Origin of the sequence: Bartonella pachyuromydis (assembly GCF_039543065.1) — a bacterium.
Classification (GTDB): domain Bacteria; phylum Pseudomonadota; class Alphaproteobacteria; order Rhizobiales; family Rhizobiaceae; genus Bartonella; species Bartonella pachyuromydis.
Genome location: NZ_BAABJA010000001.1, coordinates 264633 through 284129 on the forward strand (window position 1 = coordinate 264633; position 19497 = coordinate 284129).

A 19497-nucleotide genomic window follows, 5' to 3' on the forward strand; every position below is an offset into this window, starting at 1 on the left:
TACGTATGTTATTGCGAAATGGATTTAAGTACTTTAAGAAATGTTAAAACAGATATCTTGACAAGAAAAAAACTATTTTCAAAAATCATAGAAAAAGGAGAGATACGCTCTCTCCTTTTTATAGAAAAATTACGATAAGAAGGCTTAGCGAAGTCCCTCTTTGATCCACTCAGAAATGCGACCTTTGGCAGCAGCACCAACCATATTTGATGCAACGCTTCCACCTTTGAACATCAATAAAGTAGGAATCGAGCGCACTCCATATTGGGTAGCCAGTTCTGGATTTTCATCGATATTCACTTTGGTAATTTTAACTTGATTTTGCATTTCCATTGAAATTTCATCTAAAATCGGAGCAATCATTTTGCAAGGTCCACACCACTCTGCCCAAAAATCAACCACAACAGGGGTAGAGGAGGTCAGCACTTCACTTTCGAAATTGCTCTTATCAACTTTTATACATGTCATTGATTTGTCCTTTATATTCATTTCTATAGATTGGTACGATAACGCTTCATATCAAGTTATTGCAAAGATAAATGATAAGGAGTTTTATGAAAAAGGTTTTTTCGGTTTATCATGCAATTTCATTCAGAAGTGCTTCGAGTTTTTCTGGAAAAAGCTTAAAAACTTTCGCTTCTTTACTGTAAATAAGAAGAGCTTGAATATCTTTGTTTGGATGAATAGCTTGTAGCAATTTGCGGTAAAGAGCCATTTGCAACAAATGGTGTGGAGGGATAGCAGCTTCATCTTCAGGTGGTGTTCCCGTTTTAAAATCTGCAAAGATTATGCTGTTTTCTGTGATGTAGAGACGGTCAATTTGACCAGAAATTGCGTGTTCTTTTCCACGAATTTTGACAGTACCCATTAAAGGGACTTCAGCACGCGAATGTTCAGAGAAGAGGGGGATGAGATAGACATGATCTAAAATCTGCCAGACATGACAAAGTGCTTTTTCTTTTTGTGTTTCCTGCCAATGAGAAGCTTTACTGTTAAGATAGTGTTGGGCGTAATCACGACGTTTTTGAGGGGAACAATTGGGCAAGTATTGCAGCAATCGGTGAATAATATTACCATATTCAATGAAAAAAGCTCTGTTGGTATTTGTTTCTCCTAAGACAGGTGAAATACTAAGATGTTTTGGATTAGAGGAAATCTCAGGATCAGCTTCAATAGAAAGGCTTGCAACAGAGGGCCGCAATGGTTTGGGTAGAGCTGGTTCTGCTGGAACTTTATGAGAAAAAAAAGCAGGCAAAGATGGGAGCACTTGGCGCTCAGTACAAGGTATTTCTTGATTTGTAGAGGGAGAAGAAGAAGGTGTAATGCAATAACGCCAAGCCTCAATATCTTCTGCTGGACCTTTTATAGCAACGGCATGGGGTTTGAGAGCATTTTTTACCAATTGTAGCCATGTATGAGGAGAAGTTTTTTCACCACTATATCCACAAACAAACAAGCGATCTTCAGCACGTGTCATTCCTACATAAAGCAGACGCCTATATTCTTCTTCTGCCCGTTCTTTTAAGTATGACAATGCTTGTTTAGAGAGTTTTGTATCAAATTTTTCATTGGGACGCCAAATAAATGCTTGTTGATCATTCCATTGTCCATCATTTGAAGGTGCTTTAAGCAAATGGGGTGCGTGTTGAGGGTGCCAAATAGCACTTCCTGGATCAACCAGAAAGACCACGGCAGCTTCTAAGCCTTTCGCGGCATGAACAGTCATAATACGAATTTCTTCGTGATTTTGATCAAACTCGCGTTTAATTTCTGGATCATTTGCAGTGAGTGTTTCCAAAAAAGCTTGCAACCCTGGTAAACCAGTTTTTTGAATGGTAAGTGTATAATCCATAAAGGCATCAAGGACATCATTTGCTTCCACTCCTAAACGTGCGAGTATTTTCTGTCGTCCCTTATCATTGTTTAAAATATGGCTATAAAATTCAAAAACCGGTATTTTATCTACGAGAATACGATAGTTACTCAAATTTTCAAAAGCGGTTTTAAAAGATTTATGTGATGAAGCATGTATACAGAGGCTTTGCCAAAGGGAGCCTGTACGATGAGCGGCAAGCTGAAAAAGCTCCTCTTCACTCAGAGCAAAAAGTGGGCTTTTTAAAACACAAGCAAGAGAAAGATCATCTTGTGGTTGCAAAACAAAACGTGCCAGCGCCATTAAATCACGCACACTCATATGATTGGTGAGTTGTAACCGATCAGCACCCGCTACAGGAATATTGCGTTGTTTAAGGGCACGGGATAGAGCAGAAACAAAATGATCACGTTTACGCACCAAAACCATAATATCACGAGCACGCATGAGGCGCCCTTTCGCGGGTAGTATTTTTCCATTATGCAACCAGCCGGCAATTGTTTCAGCAATTTTTTCTGCCAAACGTATTTCAGGTGAGTCTAAATGCTCAACGCTTAAATGCCACTCATCAGGGAGGTCATTTTTTTCTTTGGAAATAGCGTCCCATACAATAACATCACCTGGGTTGTGAACACGAATGGCTTCATGCACTGTCTTTGTATTTTCTGCTGAAAGCCCTTTATAATTTTCTGGTGTTTCAAAAACAAGGTCAACGCTTTTAAGGACATCAGCTGTAGAGCGAAAAGAATAATTGAGTTGTATTTTTTCAAATTTTTGATTGACCTGCTGCACTTTTTTTTGAACCATTCGTCCATTTTCAGCAAAATTTTCTGGAGCTGCCCCTTGAAAAGAATAGATGGATTGCTTTTCATCTCCAACAGCAAAAAGAGTACGGATATTTGTACGTTGACCATGCCCTGTGAAAAATTCTTGCGCCAAAAGTTGAATAATTTGCCATTGCTCAGGGTTGGTATCTTGTGCTTCATCAAGCAAAATATGATCAAGACCACTATCCAGTTTATAGTGCACCCATTGGCTTGCACCTTTACGCTTTAACAAGTGGAGTGTGCGTTCAATAAGGTCATCAAAATCTAAGAGACCATTGGCTTTTTTAAGATTGGCGATAATGTTAAGATATATAGCACAAAGCTGGAAAGCAGCCCTGTTAAGTGTGGCAATTTTTGCACATTGATATTTTTCTAAAAGAACAGAAAGTTTGTTTTGTTTATCTTCAATCATTTGTTGAATAAATGGCCAGACTTCATCTGCTTTTTTACAAGATAAACGTGAAAAATTGCGTGGTTCTCCTGTTGTTTTAAAATAAATATCGGAAATAATATCGATAATATTTGTTTCATCACAAGCGTCTTTTAATTGGGAAAATTTCTCGATCACATCTTTTAGGCTCTTATTGCCATAGGTTTGGCAATGTGTAAAAGCATAAAGAGGCAAGCAGGCAGTTTGTTGAATGTTTTTTAACAATTGTTCATTTGTATCATCAGGCGCTAAATGAAAGAGCGCATGCAATTTTTCTTCTCCATTTTCAGACAAAACAGAGGTCAAAAAACCAGACAATTTATGTTGTTTTTCAGTTGCTTCATACAACAATTGGTAAAAAGTGTGCTCACTGATAACGTTAAGCAGCTGTTTTAAAGCTACCTGTGCGTCTTTATGCTCCAAAAGCTGGAGACGGGCTTCTTCGAGGAGTTTTTTTCGACGGATATCATCAAGTAGTTCGAAATGTCCGGCGATATTTGCTTCTAGCATAAATTGATGCAAAAGAGATTCACAAAATGCGTGAATAGTTTGGATTTTTAAGCCCCCTGGCGTCTCTAAGGCACGAGCAAAGAGTTGACGTGCATAGGTCAATTTTTGCGCATTGATGGGCTTCTTTTCAAATTTTGATAAGGTTTGTTGTAGCTGTGCGTCGTCTAATTCATTCCAGCTAGAGAGTGTGCGAAAAATTCGCGATTGCATAACAGCAGCAGCAGCTCTTGTATAAGTAAGACATAAAATACGTGCTGGAGATGTCCCATTTAAAAGTAAACGAATGACGCGTTCACTTAAAACGTGGGTTTTTCCAGATCCTGCATTTGCAGAAACCCATACATTTGTTTTTGGATGAGTTGCTGTTGCTTGTGCTTCAAGGGCTGCTTCAGGAATAGAAAAAGAAGTCATGATTGGTCTGCTTTCTGAACTCCACTTGACCATTCCCATAAGCGTGCCAAATGGTCATAGTCCCCTTCATATCGTGTTGCTATGGGGACAGCATGTGAAAGATAGCCTTGTTGTGGATTTTTATAGTGGTTTATTAACGCAATAAGGTGTTCCCATGCACTTTCACCAAGATCAATGGCACTTTGGTGATTTTTTTCTCCCCTCTTTATAAGGATTGATTGAGAGGTGATTTTGCCTTTTTTATTAAGAGCAATATAAGATAAATTGATAGGGATAAGATTTTGAAAATCTGTAAAAGCACCTTGCATAAGCAAAGCTGTTTCCAATGCCAATTGTGGGAATAATAAATCGCGAACTTGTTTTGATGATGGGGGAGTGCTGGTTTTAAAATCAAGTATTTCAACCATGTTGTTTGGTAAGACATCAATACGATCAGCGCGTCCCGAAAGAGTTACACCTGTGGTGCCTATAAGTATTTTTTGCGATACCACTTCGGCATATCGTTTTCGAGGACCTAAACTCTGTTCCCATTGGAGTAAAAATGGAGCAAGGCTTTCAAAATTGTTCCACCAGATTGCTTCAATATCAGCAGGTAAATTGAATTTATCAAATTCTTTACGTCCAATATTGAGGAGTAGATCGAGTGCATTTGCAGCATTTGGATTTTTTACTTGTTGACAAAAATCAGCAAGAATAGCATGGTAAAGCGTTCCACGTTCAGCAGCGCTAGGAGCATTAATGAGCGCCTTAAGCGGTTTGAGACGCAAGATTTTTTTGGCATAAATCGCATAAGGATCATAGCGCAATGTTGCGATTTCAGTAACGGAAAAATGGCGTGGACGCGTCTCAAGGGGGGGGACAGGGCAAGGACGTGTCGCACCAGCAATGCTCTGTGTATGATCAAGCATTTTCGCCCAATGAAGGAAGATCTCACCGCGTGCACGGATTTGTTGCCAAACCTGCTTTCCGATAACTGTTTCTAAGCGCTGTAGCCAACGTGAAGGAAGTGAAGGAGTATGGTTAACCCGTAGTGCTCGGCTCATCACCACGTTATTCATTCCCATAGCCCACTGAAAGTCATGGGCAGAAAGACCAATGCGCTGTTCTGGGGGGTCGAGCATTAACATCATTTTCATCGGTCGCGATAAAAAAGCATCATTGCGGGTTGTAATAGGCCATGATCCTTCATTAAGACCGCCGATAACGACGGTATCAACCGTTTGCAAACGCGATTCTAGGCTACCCCAGATGAATAGACGTGGATGTCCTCCAGGCGAGGGGGTAACAGAGCGCGTTGCGATCAGGGCTGAAAATACAGCCGGCCATTCACAAAGAGGAAATGTTAATCCTGATTGATCACTCACCAATTCACGCAAAAAAGCTAAAAGAGCTTGTCCTGATTCATGTTGATAAAGATGTAAAAGAGAATTGTTTTCATCACGGCCAAAATTTTCAAAAACTTCAACTGTTGCTACTGCGGCCTCACTGATGCTACATTCTTTCCCTTGTTTCATAAGAGATGCTAAAGGTTCCACAGCTTTGACCAAAAGATCACAAAGCAGGCGTGCTTCTTCACAGTTTTGTTGATCTAAAACATTGGTTTCAGAAATATTACTCAAATATGTTGCGGTCCATTTTTCAAGAAATTGGTCGCATTCGCAAAGATGAATACAGCTGGTATTTCCTCGAAGAACAAAGAGTTCAAAATTTTCTGCCATTTCGCGTAAACGGTGACGATTTTGTCTGAGTGTTGTGAGAGGATGTTTAAGAAGAGAAAGAAAAGCAATAGGGTCATGAGATTGTAAGACATTTTCTAAAATAAGTCGTAACAAGGTTGCAGGGAGTGTTTGTGCAAGTGGTATTCCGCCTGAATCATTTGCTTCAATACCAAAACGCTGTAATTCAGCTGTGACACGGCGTGCGAGATTGCGATCATTGGTAATAAGAGCTGCAGTTTTTTGAGGCTCTTCAATGGCATTACGTAAAGCAACAGCAATAGTAAGTGCTTCTTCACGCTCATTTACAGCTTCAATGAATGACCAATTGGCACAAAGGTTTTCATAATCATCGCGGACAATTTGCACCCAATGCTGCGTCGTTGAGGCTGGTCGCAGTGCTTCTGATAAGAGAGCAGAACGCCTTTTCTGTATTGCGCTTTGTTGACCAATTTCGCTCACATCAATGCGGTGACATCCCATCAGAGAGAGAAGTTTTTTTAAGTGATATTGAGGATGGCTAAAAACATTCGTTGTATGGTCGAAAACATTACCAGTTTCTTTTTCGCTATAAGTTGTGCCTAACGCCTCCCATTGTTCTTCATCCATATAAAGATCAAGTCCAGGAAGAACAACAGCGCCTTTTGGCAGAGAAGCAATAACCTTTAAAAGATGAGAGACAGCAGGAATAGAACCCGATATACCAGCCGCAATGATAGGTTTATCAGGCCAAGTCCGCCGTAAAGTCTCAGCGTGCATTTTGAGTGCTTGATTGCGCCATGCAGCTGGATTACTTCGCCTTCTCTCTTGTAAGATTTGTGGCCAACGTTGTGTGACAATGGTAAGGAAATTGAGCGTTATTTGCCACCATTCGGCAACCATATCGGGAGCAATTTCTTGAAGTTTTGACCAATCTGCTGCTTCTGTTTCCATTTCATCCATCAACTGCGTTAAATCTTGAGCAAGCCAAATTGCATCAGCCGTATGAGCAGGAATCAGCACATCTTCTGTACCAAACATGGCGCGCAAATGATTTGGTAAATTCTCACGCCATGGACGAATGAGACGTGCGAGAAGCAGGAGGCGCTCACTTTCTCCAATAGGAGGATTGAGCATGTGAATATGATTGTCATCAAAAAGAAAGCTCTCCTCATCCACGTCTCCTAGAGCGCGAATAGTTGGTAAGAAGGTTGATTTTGTCTCACTTCTTTCAACAAAGGCTATACGCAAAGCACGGGCAGCACGGCGCGTTGGTACATAAATGAGGGTATCTGCAAGGGCAGTTTGGATATCCCCATTTGCTGCAAAGTTATCAATAAGAGTGTGGGAAAGCAGTGCATCGACAAAATGCGGTAGAAAAGATGTTCCCGGAGAAATAGAAAAGACACGTGGTTTATAAGTCATGTGATCTCATTGGGATGCGTGGAAATATTCCATCTTATTGATTATTTGTACTGTTTTCACTCTATACAATTTTTATGGGAGGAAAAACCGAAAAGCGACATTTTTTACAAGAGATTTCGCGTTTCATCCTATAAAAATCGCAATAGATCAATATGGCTTAAATTTTTGCGCAAGAAGATAAAGAACTTTTCTCATAATTTTTGAACAAAGAATGCATTAGGATTCAGTATTAAATTCAAACAGACTCTGTAAAGAGCAAGGGTTAAATTTTGAAAAATTTTTGCTTTGCAAGGATATTTGCAATTCATTGCATAGCATAAATAAGAAACTTTCCGTACTGATCATATGCTGTAATATGAAAGTACTGTTTACAGATGATATTATTTTGAAAAAATAAAAAAAGAATGTGTCATTTTATATTCTACAGTAAAAATGAATGATGGGAGGAGAAAGTGTTTTTACAAAGGTTAAGGATACCTGCATCTATTCTACTTTTGAAAGGAGGCCTATTTCTTGATAAAAATTTTGTAAAGGTGCAAGTATTGGGTTTGAGAGATTGCGGACAAGATAATCTTGCACGTAAGGGAGGTATTGAAGATACGATGATTTCCCATCACGCTGATGGAGGCGTATAAAAATCCCTAGAACTTTAGAAGCGCGTTGGGCACCAGCAATTGCATAAAGCTTGCGGAATTCACTTTCATCAAAAGAGCGTGGTGCTTGATGGCGTGCATTGCAATAGGCATCGAGAATTTTTGTCTCCAATGTTGGGGAAATAAATACACGTGCATCTTGCCCTAAAGAAACGAGGTCATAGGCTGTTGGACCTATTAAGCCATCCTGAAAATCAATCAGACCAATGCGATCAATTCCTTTTTTCTTTGCACGCCAAAGAATATTGGGTGAATGATAATCACGCATAACGAAGGTATTTTCGCCTTGAGCAAGACTATCGAGATAAGGCTGCCAACGGGTAAAAAAAGCTTTACGCTGTTCTTTATCTAAAGTTTTTTGTGTGTGAAAGGGCACATACCAGTCTAGCAATAAGGAGAGTTCTGCTTGGAGTGCTTGGCAATCATAGGAGGGAATTTGCAACAAAAATGTTGCAAATTGCTTCTCTGCAGACCACGACTTTTGATGAAAGGTAGCCAGCAATTTGCTACAGGCGATATAGCGTTCTTCTAAAGGAGAACCGTTTTGATCTAAAATTCCATCACATCCTAAATTTTCGAGAATCAAAAGACCTTTTTCAAAATCTTCAACAAAGATATGGGGAGCAGAAAATCCATTTTCTAAAATAAGCTGATTAATTCCAATAAATTGGCGGATATCTTGTGCAAGCTGTGCCTTTTTTATGTAAGATAGGTCAGTGTTTTGTTCCCTTTGCATGGTTGGTGCATTCATGAGAACTTCCCTATGCTGTCCATTATCCAGAAGTTCATAGGTACGTGCAGAGGCATCACCTGCCAAAAAATGACGATGAACATGACCACGACCATGGCTTGTTAAAAATGCGCGAATTGCAAAAGAGCGCTTGAGACGCCCAAGAGAATTTTGGGCAGATAGGAGAGTCACATGACGCCCACAACCTTCATGTTTTAAAGTAAGGGCGAAGGTAATTGGTCCTAAAAGATCAGCCCCTTTTTCTGGCCATTCAACAAGTAAAACACTGCTCTCACGTGCTTCATAAAGCCCCAATTCATCAATTTCTTCTGCTATAGAAAGGCGATAAAAGTCCGCGTGAACAATTTCCAATTGTGGAAGTTGATAACTTTGGGCGAGAGTGAAGGTAGGGCTTGGAACATCAAGCGTTGTGTCGTTGGCAAGTGTATGGATAATTGTCCGCGCAATAGTTGATTTTCCTGCTCCAAGATCACCTTGCAGCGTCACCAGATCACCAGGCTTTAAAGCGAGGGCTAAGTCTTGCGCGAAAAGCCTAGTAGCTTCTTCATTTTCAAGAAAAAAACGAAAATTCATGAACAATTCCATGCCATGGGCGAAAAAATTTCGTAACAATAAAAGACGAGATTAAAAAACTTTATCTCCTTTGGAAATCGGGAAAAAACATTTAACTGTTGTTCCTTGTCCGGTACCAGTAAGAATTTCAACATGTCCACCATGGAGTTCTACAAAGCTTTTAACAAGGGATAGACCAAGACCTGCTCCCGCACGCCCACCATGATGTGAATGGGAAGAAAAACGTTTGAAAATGCGCTCTAAGATATCTTTTGGAATATCAGATCCCTCGTTGTGAACACTAAAGACAATATGATCATCTTGTTCATCGACACAAAATTCAATCGTACTTGCTTCTGGTGCGAAATTAATGGCATTGCTGAGAACATTAACAAAAATTTGATGCAAACGTGTTGCATCAGCAGAGATACAATTTAAAGAAGGAGAAATTTGTTGTAAAAGCGTGATATGGCGCCCATTAAGGCGTTCTTCGACACGTGTGACTGCTTGTATCATGGCATCGGCAATATTCACTGGTTGTACGTCTAGCTCCATAATGCCTGCATCAAGGGTCGCAAGGTCAAGGATGTCATTAACAATATTTAAAAGGGTGCCTGATTCTGAATGAATGTGCCCAAGATATTCTTTTTGGCGTTCATTAAGAGTGCCAAAAATTTGATCATGTAAAATATCAGAAAATCCAATAATATTGGTGAGAGGTGTACGCAGTTCATAGGAAACATGTTGAACAAATTCATTACGCAAACGATCAGCACTCTCTAAGGCATCATTTTTTTCTTGAAGAGCACGTGCGACATGAACAGTATCTGTAACATTAACGAAATTAAGCATTGTTTGCCCATCGGGAAGCGGCACCAATTTATAATCAAGAATCATGCCATTTTTAAGGTCTATACGACCTGAATATATATCGCGTTTTTCAGCAAAACCTGTAATAAATCTGGTAAATTGATCCCATTCTCTTCCCATGGTTAAAGTTGAACAATGGCTTTGCAATTGGGTAATATGGGTGCCTTCTACTAATAAGTTATAAGGGAGAGACCATAATTTCGATAAAACAGGATTTGATAAACGAAGGCGTCCATCCGTGCCAAAAACCACCACACCTTCTGAAAGTTTATCAAGCGTTTCGCCTTGTATTTTAATGAGTGTATTGTAGCGTCGTTCAAGATCAATTTTTTCTGTAAGATTTTCATAAAGCCAAGTAACTCCTCCTTGTGGATGAGGGCTGGAAATAACACGCACCGTGCGCCCATCGGGAAGATTCCAAATTTGTTGATTTGCTTCCGTTTGTTGGTAGGCTTTAAAAAGCTCTTCTTTCCAAGTACGCCAATCGGGATGTTCAGCAATGAGTCCTTTTTCACGCAGACGTTCAAGCAGCAATGTATGGCTTGGTTCACTTTCTAAAAAAGAACTTTCTAATGGCCATAAAATTTTAAAAGCATGATTGCAGAATTTTAATTTTTGGTTGGTGTCAAAAACAGCAACGGCTGTTGAGATTTGATCAAGTGTTTCACAATGGCTTTGCAGAACACGTTTTAGTTCATTGGCAAGATTTTCATATGCGCTGTCATCATGTGCAAACGCAGCCATTCCTTCGGCTGTTGTAATTCGTGTGAGGTGAAAACAATGCCGTTCTCCGTCAATAACTGTATGCACATGCTCTTGAAAAATTGTTTCGACCTCATCTGTTTTGCGTTGTGTTGTTTCATTGAAAAGATCATCTATTTCATTGCTCTCTTCTCGAAAGCCTGTCATTTCTCGAAAGGCACGATTAACAAAACAAACTTTTCCTTCACAATCTCGTATCCATACCGGTTCTTGAATACGATCAAGAAGATTACGCTGCATTCTCAGTTCAATAAGGATTTTCGCGATATCTTTTTTTAAGAGCGCATTTTCGCTCTGTTGTGTTGAAATATCTTGAAAGCGTGCAATGGCTACTGTTCCAGCAATGACTCCTGTAACTTGTAATAACGTATTACTTATTGTGGTGATAGACAATTCAAAAGGGTGAGATTCGTAACGCAATTGCGTTAATGCATGGTCAAGTTCTCGTTTTGAATTGTCTTCAAGCCAAAGTTCAAAACACTGAAAGTCTTGCTGATCAATTCCTAAATTTTGTAATGCAGGAATGCTACCAACGACTCGAGGTAAAGTACTTGGGTTTTCCCAAATAAGAAGAGATTGTCCGGTTTCTTTTAAAAGCCATTCATAATATTTAAGTTTTTCAAAAAGCTCTACTTGAGTTTTCTGTAGGGGGGGCCCTGCCACTTTTTTTGCACGCGTAATAATAGCTATACAGATAAAAAGGGAGGCGCAAAAAATTCCTCCACACAATGCTAAAAGGAGCCATGGGCCATCTGAAAAAGTAAATAGAAGGGGCATTTCTGATGGTTGAGCAACAACGCATTTTGGAAAAGCAAGAAAAAGAAGACAAAAAATATACACAAAAGTTCGCATCATTTTTTGAACTTTTTTTTGGGGGGCATAATCACCACAGCGGAGCACGGCGCCTTTTCCTTTTTCTTTTAACCAAAGAGAACATTTTAATAACGATAATGATTTGGTTTATAAGGTCCTTGTGGTGTAACTCCAATATAGGCCGCTTGTTCTTCTGATAAAGTAGTTAATTTTATTCCTAGCCGATCAAGATGAAGTCGAGCAACTTTTTCATCAAGATGTTTTGGCAAAACAGCTACTTCATTTTTGTAGTGCTCTGAACGTGTAAAGAGTTCGATTTGCGCTAAAACTTGGTTTGTAAATGAGGCTGACATGACAAATGAGGGATGTCCCGTAGCATTACCAAGGTTAAGTAAACGCCCTTCAGAAAGCAAAATAATGCGTTTTCCATCAGGAAAGGTGATCATATCCACTTGTGGTTTAATATTCGTCCATGGCAAATTTCTAAGAGCGGATACTTGGATTTCATTATCAAAATGACCAATATTTCCAAGGATACACATATCTTTCAACTGTCGCATATGGTCTAAGCGAACAATATCTTTATTGCCTGTTGTGGTGATGATAATATCGGCACTGGAAGCATCGTCATCTAGATTCACAACTTCGTAGCCATCCATGGCTGCTTGAAGGGCACATATTGGATCGATTTCTGTCACTTTAACACGAGCTCCAGCACCTGAAAGTGAGGCTGCTGAACCTTTACCTACATCTCCATAACCACAGACAATAGCTGTTTTACCAGCTATCATAACATCTGTTGCGCGCCGAATACCGTCCACGAGAGATTCTCGACATCCGTATTTATTATCAAATTTTGATTTCGTGACACTGTCATTGACATTAATCGCAGGAAAAGGCAAAAGCCCTTCCTTTTGTAATTGATAAAGACGGGTTACACCTGTTGTGGTTTCTTCGCTCACACCTTTTATAGCTGCGCGTTGACGTGTGAAAAAACCTGGTGTGGCGTCCATACGCTTTTGTATTTGTTTAAAAAAGAATTCTTCTTCTTCTGTTTTAGGATGCGAGAGAATATCTTTATTTTCTTCTGCACGGCATCCCATCAAAATATAGTTTGTAGCATCAGCTCCATCATCTAAGATAAGATTTGAAGGATTGCCATCAGGCCATTGGAAAATGGCATCTATATAAGTCCAATATTCTTGCAATGTTTCACCCTTAACGGCAAAAACAGGGACACCAGTGGCTGCAATAGCCGCTGCAGCATGGTCTTGTGTAGAAAAGATATTGCTAGAGCTCCACCGCACATCAGCCCCAATAGCTGTTAATGTTTCAATCAAAACAGCTGTTTGAATTGTCATGTGCAATGAACCAGAAATACGCGCTCCGCGCAAAGGTTGAAGAGAAGAAAACTCTTTACGACACGCCATTAAACCTGGCATTTCTGTCTCAGCGATATCCAGTTCTTTACGACCATAAGCAGCAAGTACGATATCTTTGACAACATAATTTGGGGTTGCCATTCGTTATTCCTTTAAAATTATTTTTTCTCAAACGGTAGGAGAAATTAAAAAAAAATGCAAGCCAATAGCAAGAATTCTGTATGTAAAAAAAACTTTTTAAAAGTCCTATATATTTGTTTCACAAACACACATTTATTTATTTAAACCAATAAATATAACGAGCAAAATATAAAGGGACTTATAAATTTTATTAAGTAAACAGAAATGATCAATATTGATCATTTTGAAGCTGTAAGAAAAGTGGGGTAGAAAGAAAGGTTGTAAACAAAATTATATGATTAAAAAAAACTAAGATATATAAATTTATCAATAGAGCTCTCTTTTTCTTTCAAGAAAGTAAAAGTGAATGAAATTACAAAAATATACCTTTATGAAGAATGATGTATTATCATTCATTCATTCATTCATATATTTATTTTAAAAAGACATTTTATCTTTCTTCTCATTTCATTTTCTACCACTCTTTGTGAATGGTATAGTACAAAATCCGTAGTGTACTATTATCTTTATGCTTATAGTATAATAAGCAAAACCATAAGATGTTTTTTCCATTCTCACATTAAGACAATTTATAGGAGATATGTTGAGTTCATTTTCAAACGATTTTTCTTCACAAATCCATTTTTCATGTGATGTGCAAGTATAAGTTTTTTTTATGATTATGAATGAGGAGAAATGAGAAAACATGACTTTATTCAATATCTTTATTTCAAGATAGAGAAATAAAAAAATTATTATAAATCAAGATATTAGGTAACTTTTGCAAAAATATACACTAAGCTGGTAAATTTTTGGAAAATTGACCATGAGGACGAAATCGCCAGAGATAACTTGGCAAGAGAGCAGTCATTGCTCTAGGGGTAATGCCAGCACCTTCTAGAGTATATCCATTTTTGATAGCTTCTTGCGAAACCACATTATCCACTTGCAAGAAGCGTATCTGATTAGTTGTCACCAGTGTTGGAAAGAAGGGCAATTTACCGATAGTTCCAAAAACCTCTCCCATCAATAATCCTATAGAGAGAGGCATAGACAAAATGGTTTTCTTACGGTGAATGATTTTTAATATATTTTCAAGGGCATTTCGAAATGTGATAATCTGTGGACCACCGAGATCATAACTTTTTCCAGAGATTACTTGTCCTTCTAATGCACGCACAACAAATTCGGCGATGTCACCCACATACACAGGTTGTAATTTACTTTGTCCACCTCCAAAAAGAGGCATGATTGGTAAAGAACACGACAAATGTGCCAAGGTATTAAAAAAACAATCTTCTTGTCCAAAGATAACGGAAGGGCGCATAATAATTACTTGAGGATGTATGCTTCGGACGATCTGTTCACTCGTAAATTTAACGCGTGCATAAAGGAATTTAGCGTTTTGATTGGTGACAAGCGAGGACATATAGATAAATGGAATGCCAGCTTGAGCTGTTAATTCAGAGACATTTTGTGCACCATCAATTTGTGTCTTTTGAAAATTGGATTGATTTGCTTGTGCTAAGCTACCGGGAAGAAAGACGGCACCGTCTGCTCCAAGCAATGCACGTGCAACAGAGGCGCGATGCTTGATATTGGTTTTCAGCATTTGGGTTTGCCCTACTTCTCCGACTTGGAGCATGTAATAAGCTTTTTGCGGACGACGAACAGCAATACGAACACGATAACCCCTCTTGGTTAAAGTTTCAACAACATGCCGTCCTACAAAACCAGAGCCACCAAAAACAGTGATAAGTTTAGGATGTTGATAAAGTGCACAATCGAGTTGCATGATTCAAAAATCTATCTTTCAAAGCTCCATGAATAATTGATTTTTAACATGGTGGTGTTTTATTGTCACGTAAAATCTCGCCGGCAAGATACAGGGAACCACCAATAAGGACAATTGCGTCTTGATGCTCTGTCTTAATTTTCTCTAAAGCATCTTTTAGATGTGCTTGTGGAGTGGAAAAAAGCCCTGCCTTTCGTGCTGATTCAGCTAACATTTTTGGACAAATACCGGCAGTGCTATCCGTTAATGGGATTGTGTAAACTTTGTCTACAAGGTTTACTAACTGACGAAAATAACCGACAGCATCTTTACTATTAAGCATACCAGCAATCATAATAAAAGGACGGTTTGTTTTTTTTTTCCACTTGTTAAGTTCTGCTGCAACAGCTTTACCAGCAGCAGGATTATGACCACCATCAAGCCATAAATCAATATGAGGAGACAGTTGATCAACCAAATATCCATGGGTAAGATGTTGCATCCGTGCTGGCCAGTAAATATTTCGTAAAGCACAACTTATTGCTTGTTCTGAAATTTGAAAACCTGCTTGATAGACTGCTTCAAGAGCAGCTCCAGCATTAGCAATTTGGTGGTTTCCAACAAGGTTAGGAAGTGGAAGATCCATAAGACCTTGATTGTTTTGAAAAACCATACGTTCGTGTTCTGTATAGCTTTGATAATCTTGGGCAAAGAGGGAATACGGTGCTTTGTTTTTATCAGCAAGCGTTGTTAATACAGAAAGAGTTTCATTATAATCTTGCTTACCGATAACGACTGGAACAGAAGGTTTGATAATTCCTCCTTTTTGAAAAGCAATTTGTGCAATTGTGTTGCCAAGAAAAGTCTCATGATCATAATCAATAGGCATAATAAGAGAGACAGCTGGTTTATTAATCACATTGGTAGCATCAAAACGGCCTCCCAAACCAACTTCTAAAATCACCACATCAGCTGGATTCGTCCTAAACAGCATAAAAGCAGCTGCTGTGAGAATTTCAAAAATAGTAATTGGGTTTTTATGATACACCTTTATAATTTCACGAATTGCCTCAGCCAGTTGGCTCTCTGTAACAAGTTGTCCACCTCCTTTTTGACCTATACGAAAACGTTCATTCCAGTTTACCAGATGAGGTGAGCTATATACATGAACGCGGTAGCCTGCATTTTCTAAAAGAGCACGGCAAATTGCACAAGCCGATCCTTTACCATTTGTTCCAGCAATGTGAATAACAGGAGCAAGTTTTAAATGTGGATTACCAAGATATTCTAAAAGACGGAGAATACGCTCTAAAGAGAGATCAAATTTTTTGGGATAGTGTTTTAGTAACTCATCTATCATCCTTTGTACTTGGTTTTTTTCCATGAAGTTAAGCTGCTTTTGTTGTAGAAAGCGAGGGATGAGAATCTGTTGGAGATGGATTGGAAGGGTTAACAGTTGTAGGACGTTTCATAATTAGGCGGAGAAGTCGTGCAATGGTCGTTTTCATTTCCAAACGCGATACTACCATATCAATCATACCATGTTCGAGCAGATATTCGCTGCTTTGAAAACCTTCTGGCAAAGTCTCACGTATCGTTTGTTGAATCACACGTGGTCCCGCAAAACCAATCATAGCACCAGGTTCAGCAATGTGAACATCGCCGAGCATGGCATAAGAAGCAGTAACACCACCAGTAGTTGGATTGGTAAGAACGACAATATAGGGAAGTTTTGCTTCTTTCAGCATTTCAATGGCTACAGTTGTACGAGGCATTTGCATCAAGGAGAGTGTTCCTTCTTGCATGCGTGCACCACCAGAAGCGGCAAAAAGAACCAACGGACATTTTTCGGCAATGGCGGTATCGAAAGCTTTGATGATAGCTTCTCCTGAAGCCATACCAAGGGATCCACCCATAAAGGCGAAGTCTTGAACGGTAGCTATAATTGGTAGGCCTTCAATAGTACCCCGTGCACTTAAAATATTGTCATCAACTCCAAGTTTAGAACGATAATCCTTTAACCGGTCAATATAGCGTTTTTCATCACGAAATTTTAAAGGATCCGTTATGACTCTTGGATTTTCTAGCAGTGTATAAACACCATTATCAAAAAAATGCATAAGACGATTTTTGGCGCTGATGCGCATGTGGTAACCAGAACTCGGAATTACATATTGATTCATCTCCAAATCTTTATGGAAGACCATTTTACCAGTGGTGGGATCTTTTATCCATAGATTATCTGGAATTTCACGGCGTCCCAATATAGAATTAATTTTAGGGCGGACATAATTTGTAATCCAGTTCATCTGTACAGCCTCTCTTTAAATATGATACAGTTTTACATGACTTCAAAGAATATAGAATTTAAGATCTCAAACTCACTTTGCCAGCTGAATAAACAGTCTCTTTAATATCTTTTACCAGTATATGCAATATTTCCTACTTCATTGTCCTTTTTTTAATGTCATAGCAATTTTTCCATTAAGAGTATTTCTTACAACAAACCTCTCAACAGTTTTAATAACTTAGATTATTCATTCTTTTGCTTTGATATAAAAATCCATTTCTTACACTGGTTGGCAAATTTTTCATTTGCTTTTGATGAAAATGCACATCCAATGAACTACTCCAACGTTTTTAAAGCAAAGAAGCCCTATTAAACATTCGCAGGACTACAATAGCCTATAAAAATAACAGATATGATAACATTATGCTAACGAAACACTAACAACATAGCAAGATTTTTTTGATGAGAGCAATGAGAGTAGTCATTTAAAGCATATAACTTATTTTCATCCCTCTGTAATCATGAGCTTTGCTTGGTTTTCAGGAAGTGTGATTATTTTTGGCAGACAGGTGCGGTATTTTTTGAGGAGAGCATTTTGTGTAAGTATGTCATAAAGGCAGCTGCGAAAAGTGGTGTTGTTAAATTAAGAATGGGAATTGAAACAAAAAGTGCGATTAACAATCCGGCACAAAAAACTGTTAGATAATGAGTGTGTAAAAAAGCATGTGCTTCTTGTTCAGAGCGAAAACGGTAAGCAGCAAACACAAAATATTCACGACCGAGCAAAAAGCCATTAATAACATAAAAGGCAATCAAATTGATACCTAGTATGAGAAACAAAATAAAAGCAATTCCATTACCAAGAAGACTTAGAAGAACAAATTTCAAGGAAAGTATCAGAGAGCGACCAAACGACAGAGCACGCCCAACGGGCTCATTTGGATAATCTTCTTTTTCAATAATTTCAGCAGCAGAATCAATGAAAAAACTACCAATCATAGCGGTGATTGGGGCAATTAAAAAAGCCATCAGCATGGCTAAACCAATATTAAAAACAATGAGCATACCCAATCCTATCCATCCTACCCAACTAGGTAATCCAGGAAGAAAATCAGCAAGCCAAGGCCCAAAATAGGATATAAAAAGTTTGCGAACACCTGACCACAGGATGGCGAGAACAACAAAGGTAATTCCCAAAGCTTTTAATATCATAACACGATATTGGGGAGTGATAAGACGCTGTAAAGCACGATAGGCAGCAGTAAAAATCATAACAACCAACGAAATAAAAAAGAAATGAAAACAAGGGACAGATGAAAAAGTGCTTTACGTATGCACTAAATTTTATAGATCCTATAATTTTGTTGTTTAAGATAAATAATCAAGGGCTAGCATTTATCATTCTACAACTACCATAACATATTTTTCTTCAATACAGTAATATAAAGTGCATTCCTATATTTAAAATAACAATATCATCTCTGTTTATTTTTAATTTTCTTATGCATCAACTCAGTATAAATGTATGAAGTTGAATGGAACATTCAGATCATGAATTTACTACAGAATTGAAAGGGATTACATCCCGTATCTAAAACAGAATACCACTTTAGTGTACATTCACGTAGTTATTTTAAAAAGACAGCTAATGCTCTCAAATTTATTTCATAATGGCATCCGTGGGATGGTATAATGGTAAATCTATTGAGCACTATCATTTTTACAGCTTATGAAGATGCAAGTTGGCACCATCATTTGTTTTTTTAGCGCCCAAGACAGCGATAATTTTTGCATTTGAGAGCGTTTATAAAAAGTATTTTATGCCGTTTTTCTTTAAGTTTTAAAGTGATTAATTATCATTAATCATTTGCATAAATTAAGTGTTGAGTAGATGAAAACCGCTTTGAGAGACACCAATTGGTTACAGATTGGTGCGGTTAAAAATCTTCCTCCTTATAAGGCAGGAGAAGGAAAGCAATTATAGAAAATTTGCGTTAGTTTTTTTATAAAGCAAATGAAATGAACAGGTAACTATAAACTCTAACAATACATGTTATTTTATAAATAGACTAAAATATATGGTGATTTTTTATTTCTTTCGAAGAGAGAAGGTTACTGTTTATGTTAGTAGTGCTTTCAATGAAAGTCATTCATACAAGTTTTACATAAATTGAGTAAATGCATTTCATTTTTGTTTTGTATTACGCTCTATTTAAAGTATTTATTTTCCAAGTTCCAAGTTCCAAGTTCCAAGTTCCAAGTTCCAAGTTCCAAGTTCCAAGTTCCAAGTTCCAAGTTCCAAGTTCCAAGTTCCAAGTTCCAAGTTCCAAGTTCCAAGTTCCAAGTTCCAAGTTCCAAGT

The 19497-nt window shown here is 38.3% G+C and carries 10 protein-coding genes; all 10 read right to left on the reverse strand.

The window, feature by feature from the left end:
* Positions 1–144: 144 nt before the first annotated feature.
* The 10 genes from trxA to ABD917_RS01245 all read right to left on the reverse strand — a co-directional run bounded on the left by trxA (position 145) and on the right by ABD917_RS01245 (position 18409).
* Positions 145–468: a thioredoxin gene (gene trxA, locus ABD917_RS01200; protein ID WP_345118260.1), complete on the reverse strand. Its 324-nt coding sequence runs from the start codon at positions 466–468 to the stop codon at positions 145–147.
* A 109-nt stretch (positions 469–577) separates the two neighbouring features.
* The gene (gene addA / locus ABD917_RS01205) at positions 578–4051 is read right to left on the reverse strand and encodes a double-strand break repair helicase AddA (protein WP_345118261.1); all 3474 of its coding nucleotides are present in this window, start codon (positions 4049–4051) and stop codon (positions 578–580) included.
* A complete protein-coding gene (gene addB / locus ABD917_RS01210; protein ID WP_345118262.1) occupies positions 4048–7170 on the reverse strand; it encodes a double-strand break repair protein AddB in 3123 nt (1040 codons plus the stop codon). Before addB ends, addA begins: the two co-directional genes overlap by 4 nt.
* Before the next feature lie 483 nt (positions 7171–7653).
* Entirely contained in the window at positions 7654–9147 is a 1494-nt protein-coding gene (tsaE, locus tag ABD917_RS01215) for a tRNA (adenosine(37)-N6)-threonylcarbamoyltransferase complex ATPase subunit type 1 TsaE (protein WP_345118263.1), read from the reverse strand.
* A gap of 51 nt (positions 9148–9198) precedes the next feature.
* On the reverse strand, positions 9199–11658 hold the full coding sequence (locus ABD917_RS01220; protein ID WP_345118264.1) for a PAS domain-containing sensor histidine kinase: 2460 nt from the start codon (positions 11656–11658) through the stop codon (positions 9199–9201).
* A 38-nt stretch (positions 11659–11696) separates the two neighbouring features.
* Positions 11697–13094: an adenosylhomocysteinase gene (gene ahcY / locus ABD917_RS01225; RefSeq protein ID WP_345118265.1), complete on the reverse strand. Its 1398-nt coding sequence runs from the start codon at positions 13092–13094 to the stop codon at positions 11697–11699.
* 775 nt (positions 13095–13869) lie between these two features.
* Complete coding sequence (locus ABD917_RS01230) at positions 13870–14868, reverse strand: complex I NDUFA9 subunit family protein (RefSeq protein WP_345118266.1); 999 nt, start codon at positions 14866–14868, stop codon at positions 13870–13872.
* Between the two features lie 43 nt (positions 14869–14911).
* Positions 14912–16231 carry a bifunctional folylpolyglutamate synthase/dihydrofolate synthase gene (locus ABD917_RS01235; protein WP_345118267.1) on the reverse strand — a complete coding sequence of 440 codons (1320 nt, stop codon included), beginning with the start codon at positions 16229–16231 and terminating at the stop codon, positions 14912–14914.
* Between the two features lie 4 nt (positions 16232–16235).
* Complete coding sequence (gene accD, locus ABD917_RS01240; protein WP_345118268.1) at positions 16236–17156, reverse strand: acetyl-CoA carboxylase, carboxyltransferase subunit beta; 921 nt, start codon at positions 17154–17156, stop codon at positions 16236–16238.
* Positions 17157–17689: 533 nt separating this feature from the next.
* Positions 17690–18409 (reverse strand): sulfate transporter family protein, encoded by a 720-nt coding sequence (locus ABD917_RS01245; RefSeq protein ID WP_345118269.1) that lies wholly within the window; start codon positions 18407–18409, stop codon positions 17690–17692.
* Positions 18410–19497 lie beyond the last annotated feature (1088 nt).